Here is a 15748-nt window from a genome sequence, read left to right as displayed (position 1 = left end):
CGTGAGCGGGATTCGGAGTAAGGGTCGCCTCTGAATGGCAGAAGGGGCACGAAATTTTCATGACAGGGAACTCCCTTTTCGATCATGTCCTTCACCTTGAATGAAGGCTCTGGCGGGGCGACTCTCGGTCGCTGTGTGCGCAAAAATAGCAGTGTCCGCGGCGCGAAAGTAGTCGGCATAAATGAGGACTTGTGAGACCAACCGATGACGGCAACTGCGCCTAGCAAACCCGACCAGGCAACGCCCGGCACCATACGTCTTCTGAGCGCCATGGCCAATGTTCCGACCGTGATCATGGGCCGAAGGAACGAAGTCCTGGCCTGGAACCCGCTCGGGCATCTGCTCGTCGCCGGGCACACCGACTTAGACGCGCCAAGCCGGCCATTCGATCGGCCAAACCTCACCCGGATGCTCTTCCTCGACCCCCACACGAAAGACCTCTATCGCAACTGGCGTGACGAGGCCTCCCTCGCCGTGGCATCGTTGCGGTTCATCGCCGCACAACACCAGGACGACGCCGAACTGACCTAACTCATCGGCGAACTCACGCTCAAGAGCCCCGACTTCGCTGCGATGTGGACGAAGCACCCGGTCCAACAATGCGTGAGCGGTATCAAGCGCTTCCACCACCCCGAGGTTGGGGACTTCGACGTCAGTTTCGAGGTCCTCCACCTTCCCGGTGCCAGCGGACACCGAATGATGACGCACGCTGCCGAACCCCTTGCGGGACTCTTCTGGGAATCAGGAGGCTGCGGGCTGGTCGTCATCTCAGACCAGGGTGTCGCCGGGCTGGCAGTGCAGGACTCGGCAGATGGCATCGTCCGCGAAGCACGCGTATTCGGCGAGATATGCGGCACGTTCGTCGATCTGTCCGGGGACCGGGTGTTGCAGCAGGATTCCGTCCACTGACCGGTCGTCCGATAGGTCTTTCAAGACTGCAACGAGCTCTTCCGTTGTCGTCGTTTGCGGGAGGTCAATACGTCGGGACTCGATGCCGACCTTGCCTGAGCGATTGGCCTTCATCCGCACGTACACGTGTGAAGACGGATCATCCCCCACCAGGACGGTGACCAAACACGGGCGTTGACCGACGACTGCTAGAAACTGGGCTGCGCCTTCGGTGATCCGCGCGAAGGTCTCTTCCGCGAGGCCCGTACCGTCCATCAGCTGTGCTGTCGTGACGTTTTCCGCGTTCGATGCGGAGAACGCCCAGGCGGATGATGTTCTCGACTCCACTCCCGGGTAGTTCTCTACCCGCGCCAGTCGTGTGTTCCCAATCGTAGAGCCAGGCCAAGCAATTGACGGACTTGAGCACCCACCGCGCCGAAACGCACGGTTTCCGATATTCGAAGCGAGGAACGGTGACCGGGACGCCGATCCGCCCCAAACGAATCATGATCCGTCCCCGTCGATGAACCTTTTCAATTCGCGCGCGGCGACGTCGGGACGGAGGACGCGTTCGGGTCGAGATTCGGGTCCCACGGCTGGGGCATGCCGATCGGGTTCGGAAATGGAAAGACCGTTTGGCACGCTCTTGCGATGGGCGCCAGCGTTCGGGCGACATCCGCGATCTCGTCGTCGGTCACTCCCCTCCACGGATGGACGGCCAAGCGGTTGGTCACCTGCTCGGCACGATCGAGTGCCGCTGTGCCCTTCTCGGTGATCTGGCCCTGGCCGGCCAGTAGCCCGCGGGCCGAGAGCTCGTCGACTTCGATTGCCCACTGTTCCTCCGTCCAGCCACGCGCCTTTCGCACGCTCGTCGCGTCGATGTCGACCGCGCTGCGCAACACGATGGTGCTGATGCCCGCGATCCCTCCCTCGACCAGTGCGATCACATGCCCGTCTCCGCGATGCTCGCGAAGAGTGGCCGCGGCTTGCCAGAGACGGCGATACGGATCCGACTCCACCGGCAGAGCGCTGTTCGCCGCCGCGAGTGGTCGGCCTATGGTGTCGATACGAGCCGCAGCCTGGGCAAGTACGTCAGCCGCTTCGGTGACAGATCGTTCGTCGGGCACGAGGTTTCGCAGCGTCACTGCTGCACCCCGAGACCGCGCGTCAAGGACCCGGTCCGACGTCACCGTCGACCACACAGCCGGCAGCACCCGTTCGACCAAGAACGGAGCGAACCCACTGAAGATCGCCACCACCGGCCCGGCGGTCACGGCCCCGAGCGGGGCGGCGCGACCGGCGAAGTATCCGTCCCAGTAACGGGTGAGTCCGATATCTGCGAACGCCTCCCTCGCCTCCGGCGAGAAATACGTCACCGCGTGGATCGGCTCGAACAACGTCCACAGTGCCCGAACCCGATGCTCCAGCTCGTTCATTCGTCTCCTTCGTCGCAGCGTCTTTCCGATTCTATTGCGCGGGGCAACATCGACCTCAAGGCCTCGGCCCACCGATGGCATGTTGCGGACCTAGGCGTCGAGAACAGGATTTCGTGCTGACGTCGATGTATCAGAAGGTGTCGCGTTTGACCCGCCCATCAAAGATGCCCCCTCAGATGCCATAACCGCCACACTATTTCGACGCTTCAACCGTCTCGAAACCCTAGGACGTATCACCACTCCCCTTTTTCGCCATTCCAGATCACCCGAATCTCGCTGCGCGACGATTTTAATAACAACGGCGCATACGTCCTAGCTGAATAACGGTACTGACCGGTAGTTATGAAACATCGCGCCGTACCGCGAACGCCGAGATCATGCCGAGGATGGTGCGGGAGTGCTTCGCTCGAGGATATGACCGCGCTCGCTGCTCCCTCAGGAATCGCTCGATCCGGCCCACCGTCACCTCGCGCACAGGGAAGTGTTCGAAGAACGGGAGCACGAGTCCACGCGCCTGGCGCTGGTAGGTGTCTTTCGTTCCTTGGGAACGGTCAACGTCGAGCGTCACATCCTCAAGCCACGCGTGGGCAGGCGCCGGGAAGGGTGAAGGCGCAGTCAGCGAGTCGCCGATACCGCCGCCGGGCAGGCGTGCGGCCAGGCCGACCTTGAGCGCTGCCTGCGCCGCGTTGCGCCTGAAACCGACCGCGGTGACCTGCCGAGTTCGGCCGTCCCAATCGCGGAAGCACGTCTGCGCCCGGTACTGCCGGATGCCAAGCGTCGTGGTCTTGATCGCACCGAACGTGCTGATCGGCAGTCGTGGTCGTCCAGCCATCATCGCTTCCTTAGCGGTTATCTAAGAACGCCCACGAACTCGTGCACATGGGCATGCACGCTGAACTACTCGGCGTGCATGCCCGTTGAGTAGTTCGGATCACTGCCACACGCGAGAAAGCGTTTAGTCCCCTTCGACCGAAAGCAATCGGTGCAACTCGATGCCACTCGATGCCACTCGAGATTGGTCGAGCACCTTTTGCGTAAACGCCCATAATAGGCAATATTTCGGAATAAACGTCGAATAAACGTTAACCGCGTCAAATCCCGTCGCGCCTCTGCCGACAGAAAATTCCTGATCAGCCGGATTTCCACAAACGGTGTGGGGACTCGAATCCAGGACCGAAGCGATATTCACCGAGTTTGACTCGTTCGCGGGCGAACAGAAGGCTTGATCAGGTGCTGTTTTTTCGCGGTTACCGGGACTTGAATCCGGGACCGATATTCTTATCATCAAATCTCGGCCATTGTGCCGGATAAAAACACTGATCGAATCTAATTACAGTAGGGCGACCGGGACTTGAACCCGGGACCGACGGATTATGAGTCCGCTGCTCTAACCAGCTGAGCTACCGCCCCAAAAAGGGAACGACCGAACGGTCGCACCCACAATTACGTGACTATTCCGGCGTCTGCGAGGAGGCCCCGTTGGTGACCAGATCGCTCACCGGCTCCCCACGATACAGGCATTCGAAGGTGTTTAAAGTGCGCTTGATATCGTGTGCAGCGATGAGCTTGAGCGACTCCCGCTTGAGTGCCTCCAGGTGTTCCGGCGACGCCGTGAGCACCATGGTCAGTTTGTCCGCGAGATCCTGCGCGTCGCTCGGCTTGAACAGGTACCCGTTGGCCTGGTCATGCACGAGGTGTGGAAGCGCCATGGCATTGGCGGCCACAATCGGCAATCCCGACGCCATGGCCTCCATCGTGGCGATGCTCTGCAGCTCGGCAATGGACGGCATGGCGAAAACCGTAGCCCGTGAGTACGCCGCGCGCAGCTCGTCATCCGTCACATAACCGGTGAACGTGACACGCGAGCGGATCCCGAGGGTATCGGCCAGGTGCTCCAGGTTGCGTTTCTGGTCGCCCCCGCCGACAATCTCGATCCGGGCGTCGAGGTCGGGTGACAGCAGCGCTGCCGCCTGCAGTAGGACGTCGATCTGCTTCTCTCCCGTGACTCGACCGACGAACAGAATTCGGTTCGTCGTGCGCGGCTCGAAGTTCGGTGCGTAGTTGTCGGCGTCGATTCCGCAGGAAATCGCATGGACACCGGTGAGACCGGTGTATTTCTCCAGAAACTGGGCGGCACGTCTGGTCGGGGTAGTCACGGCTGCGGCACGGCCGAAGGTGCGCCGGGCAGCTCGCCAGGCGGCCTTGATGACACGATCCTGAAAGCCGACTGGTACGAGGGAAAACTTCACCATGTTCTCGGGCATAAAGTGATTCGTGCCGACCATGCGAATGTTGCGCTTGGCCGCTTCGATCGATACGCCGCGGCCGACGTTGATGTGGGATTGAAAGTGCACGACGTCGGGATGGAAAGAGTCGAGAATGCGCCGGCTTTCACCGCGAACCAGCCAGGGTAGGGCGAAGCGTAACCAATCGTGCGGGTACCAGCGCCAGCTGTGCAGGCGATGCACCACCATCGGCTGTCCCTCGTGCATTTCGGTCCCACTGCCGTGCTTGCGCGACGGCGCCGGCGCCATGATCTGAACCTCGTGGCCGCGTGCCACCAGGCCGGCGGCCAGTCGCTCGGCAAATCGAGCAGCACCGTTTACATCGGGTGCAAAGGTATCGGCGGCGATGAGAACACGAATCCGCGGCTTTTCGTCCGGCGCACCCCCGTTGCGCTCGGGCGCATCGCCCGGGGTTAGGCTGCTCAGCGAGTCGGTCGAATCTGACAAGTGGAGTAGTCCCTACGTTGTTGGGCCGGGATCATCATCCGGCAGGAAATCTTGGGTGCATTCGCTGATCATGACGCGTTGCACTCGAACCCTATTCTAAACCGTGCCCATTACGCGGTGTCCCGCACCGTGGCGGCCCAAAATTTTTGACGATTCAGCGGTCGAGTTGGGGGTGGTAGCGCGCGAGCAGAAATACACCCCAAATGGCGATCGCCCCCGCCACGACAAACGCGACCGCAGCTGCGGGCGGTGCCTGGCTGGCTTCGCCAAGCACGACGATTCCAATGCCTACAGCGACGAGCGGGTCGACCACGGTGAGCCCGGCAATCACGAGATCCGGTGGGCCAGAGGCGTAGGCGTTCTGCACGAAGTACGCCCCCAGCACGGCGGCGAGCAGTAGACCGAGCACACACGTCAAAGTGAGCCACTCAAAGTTTCCGTGCTGGGTGCGATTGATGACGACCTTGGCCAACGTCGCAACGAATCCGTAGAGCACACCGGCACCGAGAATGTAGAAAATTGCCTGCGACCGACGGCGCAGAAACCCGAAGGCAAGCGCAAAGGCCAGCAGAACGAACGCGAGAACGATGAGAATTGTCACCAGGTTTTGGTCGGTGACCGGCTTGTCGACCGCGGTGAACGCGGCCACTGTCACGAACAGGCCTACCCCGCCCACGCACATGGAGATGGCAATAACGCTGGCACGATTGAGCTTGACCTTGCTGACTCTGGCATTTAAAACAGCGGTGATGACGAGGGCGACCGCCCCAAGCGGCTGTACGACAATGATGGGCGCGAAGGCAAGGCTGGTCAGTTGGAACACAACGGCCAGGCCGAGCATCAGCGAGCCGAATACCCAGGACGGCCGGGCCAGCAGCCGGGTCAGCTGGCGCACGCTGAGCCCGCCGGTGACCGATCCAGTGAGCGCCTCGACCTTATTCACGCCGCGATGCTGAAATTGAGCACCGAGGGAGAGAAATACGGCGCCGACCAAGGCCAGCGGAATCCCGATGGCCTGCCGTGGATCAATGGCAATTTCCGTCGCCAGATCGGTTAGGTCAGAGGTCACTTGACGACCCTATCGACAAGCTTGACGATATTCTGGAGAAATGGCCGTACGCGCGATAGTAATTTCAGGTGACCCCGTTCTCCACTCCCCCGCCGCTCCCGTCGTCGATTTCGACGACGATTTGCGCGAGTTGGTGCGAGACATGTTCGAGACGATGGATGCTGCGCCGGGAGTCGGTCTTGCCGCCACGCAGGTGGGTGTCGGGCTGCGCATCTTCACCTACAGCTACCAGGACGACGACGATGTGGCGTGGCGTGGCGTCGCGATCAACCCGGAACTATGGATCACACCGGTGTCGGCCGAGCCCGTTGACGACGAAGATGTCGACGAAGACGAAGGATGCCTGTCATTTCCGGGCGAGCGGTTTCCACTGAAACGGGCAGGGTCGGCCATTTTGCGGGCCGTTGACGTCGAGCAACAACCTTTTGAGATTCGAGCGGACGGCTGGCTCGCCCGTATCTTTCAGCATGAGTACGACCACCTCGACGGCACCCTGTATGTTGATCGCCTCGAGCACGTTTACGCGAAGATGGCCGCAAAAGTCGAACGTAAGAAGAGTTGGGGCGTGCCCGGCCTGAGCTGGACCCCCGGCGTCGACAACCTCGAGGGCTAGCAGGCGAGCGCGAGTTTAGGTCAGCGCGCGCAGGCCGGCCGCCACCAGCGCCGCGACCAGCACCACGACAATGAACGGTGTTTTGATCGCAAACAACCCGGCGGCGACGATAACGGCGGGGATGCGCGCATCCACGGTGAGTGCCTGCCCGCTGCCCAGCGTCTGCACGGCAATGAGCGCCGCCAGCAAAGCCACCGTCAGCAGGTCGGCGATGCGGGAGGGAGTGGGTTTCTGCAGCAGGGCTGGCGGCACCAGATACCCGACCAGCTTGAGCGCGAGCACGGCGATAGACGCCAAAATGATGATCTGCCACACGGTCATAAGCGCAACCCCGATCGGGCGGATGCCGCACTCGCGTCGGTCGAACCGCCCAGCCAGTTGAACAGGCCGACTACCACCGCGACGAGGGCTGCGATCAGCACGGGCAGTCCCGGCATGACTAGAGGGGTCAGCGTCGCGGCGACGACCGCGGCTGCGACGGCCACCGCGACCGCCTGCATCCGCTTGAGGCGAGGCCAGAGCAGGCCCACGAAGGCCGCTGCCGCGGCAGCGTCGAGCCCATACGCCCGGGTATCGCCGACGGCATCACCGATTAACGCTCCGATTAACGTCGTGATGTTCCACCCGATGAAGACGGCGAGGCCGGTGACCCAGAATCCGACGCGCCGGCTGCGTGGGGTCGGTTGGGCGAGGGCGACCGCGGTGGATTCGTCAATGGTGATCCAGCTCGCAGCCAGGCGTTTCCAGACGCCCGGGCCGATGATCGGTGCGGTGCGCACACCGTAGATGCCGTTGCGCACGCCGAGCAGCGCCGCGCTGGCGATGGCCGCCGGGCCGGCAGCGACGCCGCCAGCGGCGAGCACACCGATGAGGGCGAATTGGGAGCCTCCGGAGAACATGACGATGCTGATGAAGCTGGTTTGCCAGATTTCCAGACCCGCTGCGACCGACAACGCCCCGAAAGACACGCCGTAGGCCGCGGTGGCGAGCCCAACGGCAACACCTTCACGAATGGCCAGGCGTTGCTGGTGTGCCTCGGCTTCGGGATGGGTGGCAGGCTCTGCGAGCGGTGCCGAAGTCACCGACTGAGGTCTACGCCGTGCACGCCGTTGTGAAAGCGCAGGGACGGGAACACGGCCGACACCGAAAAGCCCAGCCCGGGTACCGTTCCGGCGTTGAAGACACCGCCGAAGAGCTGCGCTCGCTCCCGCATCTGTGTGATGCCCGGGCCGGCGATGCTCTCGCTGAGGGCCTTGAGGTCATCCTCGATCGTGTACGGGGTGCGTGCGGCCTGTTCGCCGGTTTCCTTGCCGTCCCGACGGGCTGCCGCGCGGATCCCGTCATCGTCGACCAGCAGCTGCAGGCCGTCCCTCGTCCAGGTAAACGACACGCGCGCTTCGGTACCGACGCCACCGTGCTTGAGCGCGTTTGACAGGGCGCTCTGCAGAATTCGGAAGATGGCCAGCTCGGCGCCCGCCTTGAGCGCGAATCGTTCGCCCAATTCGATGAAACTGACCACGAGTCCGGCGTCGCGCATCACGCGAAACAGGTCGCGGGTGGACTGCGGGCCTGGCTGCACGGCCCCAACGGTTTCGCCTTCGCGCACGATTGTCAGCACGCGGCGCATATCGGCGAGTGCGACCCGGCCATCATCAACGAGCGCTGTGGCGGCGCGCACGGCCGTTGAGGGGTCGCTCTCGGCCGTGTAGCGGGCGCCCTCGGCTCGCGTGACGAGGCGGGCGATGGTGAGCACGGCACCATCCTGCAGCTCCCGAATGATGGCCAGGCGCCCCTGTTGCTCGGCGAGGGAGAGTTCCAGTTCGATACGCCCACGTTCAGCGGCATTGCGATCGAAGAAGACCCGACGTGAGCGCAGCCAGGAGATGGTCCACAACACGAGCAGTGCTCCGGAGAGTACGCCGAGTGCCGGTACCAGAAGTTGCGAGAAATCCACTACTGACCGCCGTTTCTTGTGCCGAAACTATGGCGCACTTTGAGAATTAGGAGAGAATCTTCGGTCGAAACAAAATGTACCGACAAAAAAGGCCACCCGGGGTGGAGCCCTGAGTGGCCTTTCGCTCCCCGACTTGGACTCGAACCAAGAACCTGCGCATTAACAGTGCGCTGCTCTGCCAATTGAGCTATCGAGGAATACTGGAACAGCGTTGCTACTTTACCAAGGTTTCTTGTCGTGCCAAAACCACGATGACTGCCGAGCGGCTCTGAATTCTCATTTTGACCGACTAAAAGCCCTTACAGGCCTCGAAACGTGGGCCATCGACAACAATTGAGCAGTCTGGTGCGCCAAAAGCCGGTCGGGCGTGTCGGACCGGTCGCGACCGATCAGGCTTCACAGCGGATGCGATCGGTCGCGACTCGGATCACTTCCCGCCCCCGGACCCCGTTTCATCGGTGATATCGCCAATCCTGACGCTGGCCACATGTTCGACAACGGCAGTGTCTGCTGGAGGCTGCAAGGCTGCGGCGAGTCCACGGACGTACGGGTGCCAGGGGTCTCGAAAAACGTCGTCGATGGTGCCTAGACCGACCAGCACGCCCTGGTGCATGACCCCGATACGACTGGTGACGCGCTGGAGTACGGCCAGGTCGCTGCTAATCACTAACGCGGAGAAGGATCGTTCCTGCTGCAACTCGCTGATCAGGTCAATCACGGCGTCACGCACCAACACGTCAACGCCCGCTGTGGGCTCGTCAGCGATCAGCAGCGCCGGGCCGAACACGAGCGCCCGGGCCAGCGCCACTCTCTGTCGCTGACCGCTGGAGAGCTCATACGGATATTGGCCGAGAACGGCCAACGGCAGACGCACCGCGTCGATCATGGTGGCCACCCGGGCACCTAGCGCGCGACGGTTGTAGCGCCGATCTCGTTCGAGCACCGGCTCGGCCACAATCTCGGCCACCGTCATGGTCGACGGCAGGGTGTCTGCGGCGTCCTGGGCCAGCAGTCCGACCCCGAAAGTGAGCCGGCCCAGCTTGCGCTTGCTGATGCGGCGCAGACCGAACCCGAGCACGGTCGCCTCTCCCCCGGTGATTTGCGGGCGGATGCCTGCTGCCTCACTCACGAAGGCGTCGCCGGACAGCACCCGGGCGAGGGTGCTCTTGCCGGAACCGCTCTCGCCAAGCAGCCCCACCACCTCGCCCGGCGCGATGCGCAGGGTGAACCCGTGCACCGCGACAAATGCTGGGCTCGCCCCGTGCGGCGGGTATTCAATGGTCAGATCGCTCGTTTGGATCGGGGAAACGGATGCTGCGCCAGGGCTCATAGGTTCTATCCCGCCGCACGCAGAATGCGGAGTTCATCCCTCCGCAGAGCCTGCGCCGCCGGATCCGGAACCGGCAGCGAGGCGAGCAACCGCTGGGTGTAGGGATCCTTCGGGGCACCGAGCACTTCGGCACCGGTGCCTTCCTCGACCAGCTTGCCCTTGTACAGCACGGCAATGCGGTCAGCAAGAATATCGACAACGGCGAGATCGTGGCTGATGAACAACGCCGCAAAACCGAACTCCTTCTGCAACTCGGCGAAGAGCTCGAGCACCTTGGCCTGCACCGACACGTCGAGAGCGCTGGTGGGCTCGTCCGCGATGAGCAGGCTCGGCTCCAGCGCGAGTCCGCGGGCCAGGCTCGCGCGCTGACGCTGGCCACCGCTGAGCTCGTGCGGGTAGCGATCACCGAACGCGCGCGGCAACTGCACCGCCTCGAGCAGCTCGTTGACGCGTTGACGGGCAGCCCGGGGATTGGCGGCTCGCCCGTGTACGACGAGCGGCTCGGCCACGCATTCAGCGATCGTGAGCAGCGGGTTGAAGCTCGACGCCGGGTCCTGAAAGACGAAACCGATGTCACTGCGCACCTTCTTGAAGGTGCGTTCCTTGAATCCGTGCATCTCGTGACCGAGAACGGTGAGGGATCCACCGGTCACCCGAGTCAATCCGGCCATGGCACGACCGATCGTGGTCTTGCCCGATCCGCTCTCACCGACCAGGCCGAGCACCTCGCCGGGACGGATGTTAAAGCTCACGCCGTCGACGGCGGTGAAACCCGGTTTACCAAGCCGACCCGGGTACTGAATTTTCAGGTTGTCGGCGACAATGACCGGCGTGGATGCTGCCCAGTCAGTCTCGCGAGCCTCGAGCCGCGCGGTAGCCCGCGCCGTGCCCTGACCGACGTGCGGCACCGAGCCGAGCAGTCGTTTGGTGTAGTCGTGCTGCGGATTCGAGAACAGCGCCCGAGCGGGGGCCTCTTCGACAATCTTGCCCTCGTACATGACGACCACTCGGTCGGCGAGGTCGGCGACCACGCCCATGTTGTGGGTAATCAGCACAATCGCAGTGCCGAACTCGTCGCGGCAGCGCCGCAGTAGGTCGAGAATCTCGGCCTGAACCGTCACGTCGAGGGCGGTAGTCGGTTCATCGGCGACGATCAGCCCTGGATCGAGCACGAGGGCCATGGCGATGACGACTCGCTGTTTCTGACCGCCGGAGAACTGGTGCGGATAGTAGTCGACACGGCTTTCCGGGTCGGGGATGCCGACCCGGCCCAGAATTTCGATCGCCTTGGCGCGTGCCTGCTTCTTAGTGAATTCACCGTGGGCGCGAATGCCCTCGGCGATCTGCCAGCCGACGGTGAAGACGGGGTTCAGGGCCGTGGACGGCTCCTGGAACACCATGGAAACGTCCGTTCCACGCAGCAGGCGCAACTTCTGCTTACTGACAGCGAGAACGTCGTTGGAGTCGGCGCCGTCTTTGCTACTCAGGATGACGGCGCCGTGGGCGATGGCGGTTTCCGGGAGCAGGCCCAGGATGGTCTTCGCCGTGACGGTCTTGCCGCTGCCGCTCTCCCCGACAATGGCGAGCACCTCGCCGGGCGCGACGCGCAGCGTGACCCCGTCGACGGCTTTCACCGCGCCGCCATCGGTGGCAAAGGTCACATTGAGGTTGTCGATGCGTACGACGTCGGTCATGAGATGGATTCCAATCCGTCTGGTCGTATTCGCGGAGTGCTCTGAAAACTGAAGTTTCCGCTGGTGTCGATGGGTCCGGCCAGAGAACGCACCTCGGCCGGAGTGACCGGCGCCACCGAGGTCTTGCCCGGGGCACGCCGGCTGCGAAGGCGTGGGTCGGCCAGGTCATTGAGGCTCTCGCCGACCAGGGTGATGCCGAGAACGACGAGCACGATGGCGAGTCCGGGGAACAAGCTGGTCCACCAGATGCCGCTGGTGACGTCGGAGAGGGACTTGTTCAGGTCGTAGCCCCACTCGGCTGCCGACGAGGGTTCGATTCCGAAGCCGATGAAACCGAGGCCGGCCAGAGTGAGTACGGCCTCCGACGCGTTGAGCGTGAAGATAAGCGGCAGTGTGCGGGTGGCGTTGCGCAGTACGTGGCGGAACATGATGCGTCCGTTGCTGGCCCCGAGCACCCGGGCGGACTCCACGTAGGCCTCGGCCTTGATCCGAACCGTTTCGGCGCGAATTACCCGAAAGTACTGCGGGATGAAAACGACGGTAATCGAGATCGCGGCAGCGAAGATTCCGCCCCACAGGCCGGAGCGGCCGCCGGAGATGACAATACCCATGACGATCGCGAGCAGCAGCGCCGGGAAGGCGTAGACGGCATCGCAGATGACGACGAGCACCCGGTCGAGCCAGCCGCCGAAGTAGCCGGAGACGAGTCCCAGAGCCACGCCAGCGAAGATCGACAGGACGACGGCGATGACCATCACGGTGATCGCGGTCTGCGAGCCCCAGATGACGCGGGAGAGCACGTCGTAGCCGCCGACGGTGGTGCCGAGCAGATGTTCCCCTCCGGGCGCCTGTTGGGCGCCGAAGGTGCCATTGTCACCGCGCAGCTGACTGTAGCCGTAGGGCGCGAGCAGTGGAGCGAAGATTGCGGTCAAGATGAAGATGCCGGTAATGACGAGGCCGACCACGAGCATGCCGCGTTGCAGACCGATGCTCTGGCGGACTTGATGCACGACGGGCAGCCGGGTCCAGAGCGGAGCTTTATGGGCGTGGGTGTCAATAGTCATGGCTAGTACCGCACTCTCGGGTCGATGAGCGCGGCAATGATGTCCACAATGAAGTTGGAAAGGGCCACGATGACGGCGAGCAGCGCGACGATGCCCTGCACGGCCACGAAGTCGCGGGCCTTGATAAATTCGATGAGCATAAAGCCGAGGCCCTTCCACTCGAAGGTGGTCTCGGTGAGCACGGCACCGCCGAGAAGCAGCGCCACCTGCAATCCGATGACGGTGATGATGGGGATGAGGGCAGGTCGGTAGGCGTGCTTGCTGACCAGGCGGAACTCGTTGACACCGCGCGAGCGAGCGGCGGTGACGTACTCGGTTCCCAGCGTGCCGATGACGTTCGTGCGCACGAGGCGCAGAAACACGCCGGCGGTGAGAAGTCCGAGTGCCAATGCGGGCAGCACTGCGTGTAGTAGGACATCCCCGAACACCGCAGGATTACCGGTCTTCAATGCATCGATGAAATAGATGCCGGTCTTATCCGGCAGAAACTGCATCTCCAATTCCGAACCGACCGTCGCGCGGCCAGCCACCGGCAGCACCTTGAGCCAAACCGCGAAGATGAGCTTGAGAAGAAGCCCGGCGAAAAATACCGGGGTGGCGTAGCAGAGGATTGCGAAGACACGCAGGAAAGCGTCCGGCGCCTTGTCGCGCCAGTATGCGGCGACCATGCCGAGCGGAATACCGACAATGAAGGCCACGATGAGCGCGTAGAACACCAGCTCGGCCGTCGCGGATCCGTAGGTGAAGAGCACTTCAGAAACGGGACGATTCGTGCTGATGGTCGTTCCGAAGTTGCCGGTGAAGACCTGGCCGAGGTATTCGAAGTACTGAATAATGATCGGTCGGTCGTAGCCGGCTTCGTGGATGAGTACGGCGAGCTGATCAGGGCCCAGCTTGCCGCCGAGGGCGGCGGTGATCGGGTCACCCGTCGTGCGCATGAGCCAGAACACCATCGACACCAGGATGAAAATGGTGGGGAAGATGAGCAGGAATCGTATGAGAAGGTAACGGCCTATTCCACCGCCCGGGTTGGATTTCTTCTTGGGACTACGCCCAGCCGCCGGAACGGGCGGCTTCATCGCCACAGTGGTCATTACTACCTCACATTTGCACAAAGAATCGGGGGCATCCAGCGATCGTGTCGCTGAACACCCCCGGTGATCAAACTAGAGAAAACTCTAGTCGCTGTACGGTCTAGCCCTTGGCCAGCGCGCCGTAACGGAACTTGAACGACGCATCGAGCGTGTCCCCGGTTCCGGTGATGTCTGTTCCGGTGATGGCAACCTGGGCGCCCTGGAGCAGCGGCACTGTCGACAGCTGGGCCGCCACCTTGTTCTGGATCTCTTCGATGAGCGCGGTGCGCTCCGCGGGGTCGGTTGTGACGGCCTGCTTCTGGATCAGGGCAGTAACGTCGGCATCGTCGAAGTGGTTCTTGAGGAAGTTGCCCTCGGCGAAGAACGGTGCCAGGTAGTTGTCAGCGTCGGAGTAGTCCGGGAACCAGCCGAGCTGGTAAGCGGGATACACGTCGGCGACACGGTCCTTGGAGTACTGCACCCACTCGGTCGACTGCAGGCTGACAGTGAACAGGCCGGAGGCATCCAGCTGGTCCTTGATCAGCGCGTATTCGTCGCTCGAGCCGGGGCCGTAGTGGTCGGCGTTGTATTGCAGGTTGAGTGCGACCGGTGTGGTCACGCCGGCTGCAGCGAGGTCGGCCTTGGCCTTCTCGACGTCCGGTCCGCCCTGGCCGTCTCCATAGAGACCCTTGAGCGACTCGGTTGCACCGGTCATTCCGGCGGGAACGTAGGAGTACAGCGGGGTGTATGTGCCCTTGTAGACCTGATCGGCGAGCTCGGCGCGATCAACAACGTCGGCGACGGCCGCACGAACGGCGAGGGCCTTGGCCGGGTCGGCGTCAGCGGTTGTCGTACCGAAGGGCTGCGTGTTGAAGTTGAAGGTGATGTAGCGAATTTCTCCACCGGGGCCGTCAACGACCTTGACCGCGTCATTGCCGCGCAGGTCGTCGATGTCGGTCGCCGAGAGACTGCGCCACGCGACGTCGATGTTGCCTTCCTGCACGTCGAGCTTCAGGTTCGAGGCGTCGGTGTAGTACTTGACGTTGATGACATCCGTCTTGGGCGCGCCGAGCAGGCCGTCGTAGCCCTCGTACGCCTTATAGGAGAGGAGGTTGTTGAAGTCGTAGCTTGTCAGCACGTACTGGCCGGCGAAGGCCTCAGCGGTAACGATGTCATCGTCGGACGTGACCTCTGTTGCGGAGAAAGAGTCTTCATCCACGATGACTCCAGCGGGGCTGGACAGAATTTGCGGGAAGATCTGGTCGTTGCCGGCCTTGAGCGTGAAGACAACCGTGGTGTCGTCCACGGCAGCCGTGCTGTCGAGGTTGTAGAGCAGCGACGACGGGCCGACATCGGACGCAATGGCGAGCTGGCGGTCGAAGCTGAACTTGACGTCAGTTGCGGTGAGGGCGTTGCCATTGGCCCATTTGAGGTCGGGCTTGAGGACAACGGTGTATTCCGTGGGCGCTGTGAACTCGGCGCTGACCGCGATGTCAGGTTCGACATCCGCTGTCCCGAATTTGCTGCTCATGAGGAATGGGAAGACCTGGGTCTGCACAGAAAAGGAGCCGTTGTCGTAGGAGCCGGCCGGATCAAGGGTGGTGACCTTGTCGGTGGTTCCGATGGTGATCGGGCCACCCGTGGAGGCGGCGTCGTCGCCTCCGTCGCCTCCGCCGCCGGCGGCGCAGCCGGACAGTACTAGTGCTGCGACCGCGAAGCCGGCTGTGGCAGCGAGAGCGCGCTTGCCGTTAGTGAATGCGGATGTCATATCCGTCGTCCTCTTCCTGTAGAAGTCCTATGATCAGGAGCACCCGAAAAGAGCGCAGCTGTTCATTGCTGTTAGCCAAGAATTAGCACAGAATCCGCAGATCGCAACGATCAACCACAGCTTCTTT

General features: G+C 62.7%; 14 protein-coding genes, 2 tRNA genes and 1 pseudogene. 2 read left to right on the top strand and 15 right to left on the bottom strand.

The genetic code is table 11. The features are described from left to right. Nucleotides 1–204 precede the first annotated feature (204 nt). Nucleotides 205–708, top strand: a pseudogene (locus E3T39_RS16495) (MmyB family transcriptional regulator); the annotation flags it as partial. A gap of 60 nt (nt 709–768) precedes the next feature. Here E3T39_RS16495 and E3T39_RS12920 read toward each other — a convergent pair. The 6 genes from E3T39_RS12920 to E3T39_RS12895 form a co-directional block, all read right to left on the bottom strand. Further along, nucleotides 769–1236 carry a tetrahydrofolate dehydrogenase/cyclohydrolase catalytic domain-containing protein gene (locus E3T39_RS12920; RefSeq protein WP_277612824.1) on the bottom strand — a complete coding sequence of 156 codons (468 nt, stop codon included), beginning with the start codon at nt 1234–1236 and terminating at the stop codon, nt 769–771. A gap of 185 nt (nt 1237–1421) precedes the next feature. Then, nucleotides 1422–2324 carry an SCO6745 family protein gene (locus E3T39_RS12915; RefSeq protein WP_134515978.1) on the bottom strand — a complete coding sequence of 301 codons (903 nt, stop codon included), beginning with the start codon at nt 2322–2324 and terminating at the stop codon, nt 1422–1424. A gap of 340 nt (nt 2325–2664) precedes the next feature. Next, nucleotides 2665–3156, bottom strand: a complete 492-nt coding sequence (locus tag E3T39_RS12910) for a hypothetical protein (protein ID WP_166784131.1) — start codon at nt 3154–3156, stop codon at nt 2665–2667. Between the two features lie 504 nt (nt 3157–3660). Further along, nucleotides 3661–3734, bottom strand: a tRNA-Ile gene (locus E3T39_RS12905). A 41-nt stretch (nt 3735–3775) separates the two neighbouring features. Next, a complete protein-coding gene (locus E3T39_RS12900; protein WP_420898162.1) occupies nt 3776–4969 on the bottom strand; it encodes a glycosyltransferase in 1194 nt (397 codons plus the stop codon). A 241-nt stretch (nt 4970–5210) separates the two neighbouring features. Further along, nucleotides 5211–6125 (bottom strand): DMT family transporter, encoded by a 915-nt coding sequence (locus E3T39_RS12895; RefSeq protein ID WP_134515974.1) that lies wholly within the window; start codon nt 6123–6125, stop codon nt 5211–5213. 40 nt (nt 6126–6165) lie between these two features. Here E3T39_RS12895 and def point away from each other — a divergent pair, with 40 nt between their 5' ends. After that, nucleotides 6166–6738, top strand: a complete 573-nt coding sequence (def, locus tag E3T39_RS12890; protein WP_134515972.1) for a peptide deformylase — start codon at nt 6166–6168, stop codon at nt 6736–6738. 15 nt (nt 6739–6753) lie between these two features. Here def and E3T39_RS12885 read toward each other — a convergent pair whose 3' ends face one another. From E3T39_RS12885 to E3T39_RS12845, 9 genes are all read right to left on the bottom strand, one after another. After that, nucleotides 6754–7059, bottom strand: a complete 306-nt coding sequence (locus E3T39_RS12885; RefSeq protein WP_134515970.1) for an AzlD domain-containing protein — start codon at nt 7057–7059, stop codon at nt 6754–6756. Further along, nucleotides 7056–7820: an AzlC family ABC transporter permease gene (locus E3T39_RS12880; RefSeq protein WP_134515968.1), complete on the bottom strand. Its 765-nt coding sequence runs from the start codon at nt 7818–7820 to the stop codon at nt 7056–7058. Before E3T39_RS12880 ends, E3T39_RS12885 begins: the two co-directional genes overlap by 4 nt. Continuing rightward, a complete protein-coding gene (locus E3T39_RS12875; RefSeq protein WP_134515966.1) occupies nt 7817–8692 on the bottom strand; it encodes a sensor histidine kinase in 876 nt (291 codons plus the stop codon). The genes E3T39_RS12880 and E3T39_RS12875 overlap by 4 nt, the downstream gene beginning before the upstream one ends. A gap of 124 nt (nt 8693–8816) precedes the next feature. After that, nucleotides 8817–8889 (bottom strand) — tRNA-Asn (locus E3T39_RS12870). A gap of 230 nt (nt 8890–9119) precedes the next feature. Continuing rightward, a complete protein-coding gene (locus E3T39_RS12865) occupies nt 9120–10022 on the bottom strand; it encodes an ATP-binding cassette domain-containing protein (protein ID WP_134515964.1) in 903 nt (300 codons plus the stop codon). A gap of 5 nt (nt 10023–10027) precedes the next feature. Continuing rightward, complete coding sequence (locus E3T39_RS12860) at nt 10028–11716, bottom strand: ABC transporter ATP-binding protein (RefSeq protein ID WP_134515962.1); 1689 nt, start codon at nt 11714–11716, stop codon at nt 10028–10030. Next, on the bottom strand, nt 11713–12780 hold the full coding sequence (locus tag E3T39_RS12855) for an ABC transporter permease (protein ID WP_134515961.1): 1068 nt from the start codon (nt 12778–12780) through the stop codon (nt 11713–11715). Before E3T39_RS12855 ends, E3T39_RS12860 begins: the two co-directional genes overlap by 4 nt. A 2-nt stretch (nt 12781–12782) precedes the next feature. Then, nucleotides 12783–13874 (bottom strand): ABC transporter permease, encoded by a 1092-nt coding sequence (locus E3T39_RS12850; RefSeq protein ID WP_134515959.1) that lies wholly within the window; start codon nt 13872–13874, stop codon nt 12783–12785. 100 nt (nt 13875–13974) lie between these two features. Continuing rightward, nucleotides 13975–15621 carry an ABC transporter substrate-binding protein gene (locus E3T39_RS12845; protein WP_134515957.1) on the bottom strand — a complete coding sequence of 549 codons (1647 nt, stop codon included), beginning with the start codon at nt 15619–15621 and terminating at the stop codon, nt 13975–13977. Between the last annotated feature and the right edge of the window lie 127 nt (nt 15622–15748).

The organism is Cryobacterium suzukii (assembly GCF_004403185.1).
GTDB classification, from domain to species: domain Bacteria; phylum Actinomycetota; class Actinomycetes; order Actinomycetales; family Microbacteriaceae; genus Cryobacterium; species Cryobacterium suzukii.
Note: the sequence above shows the minus strand (reverse complement) of the source record. Positions and strands in the feature narration are given on the sequence as shown.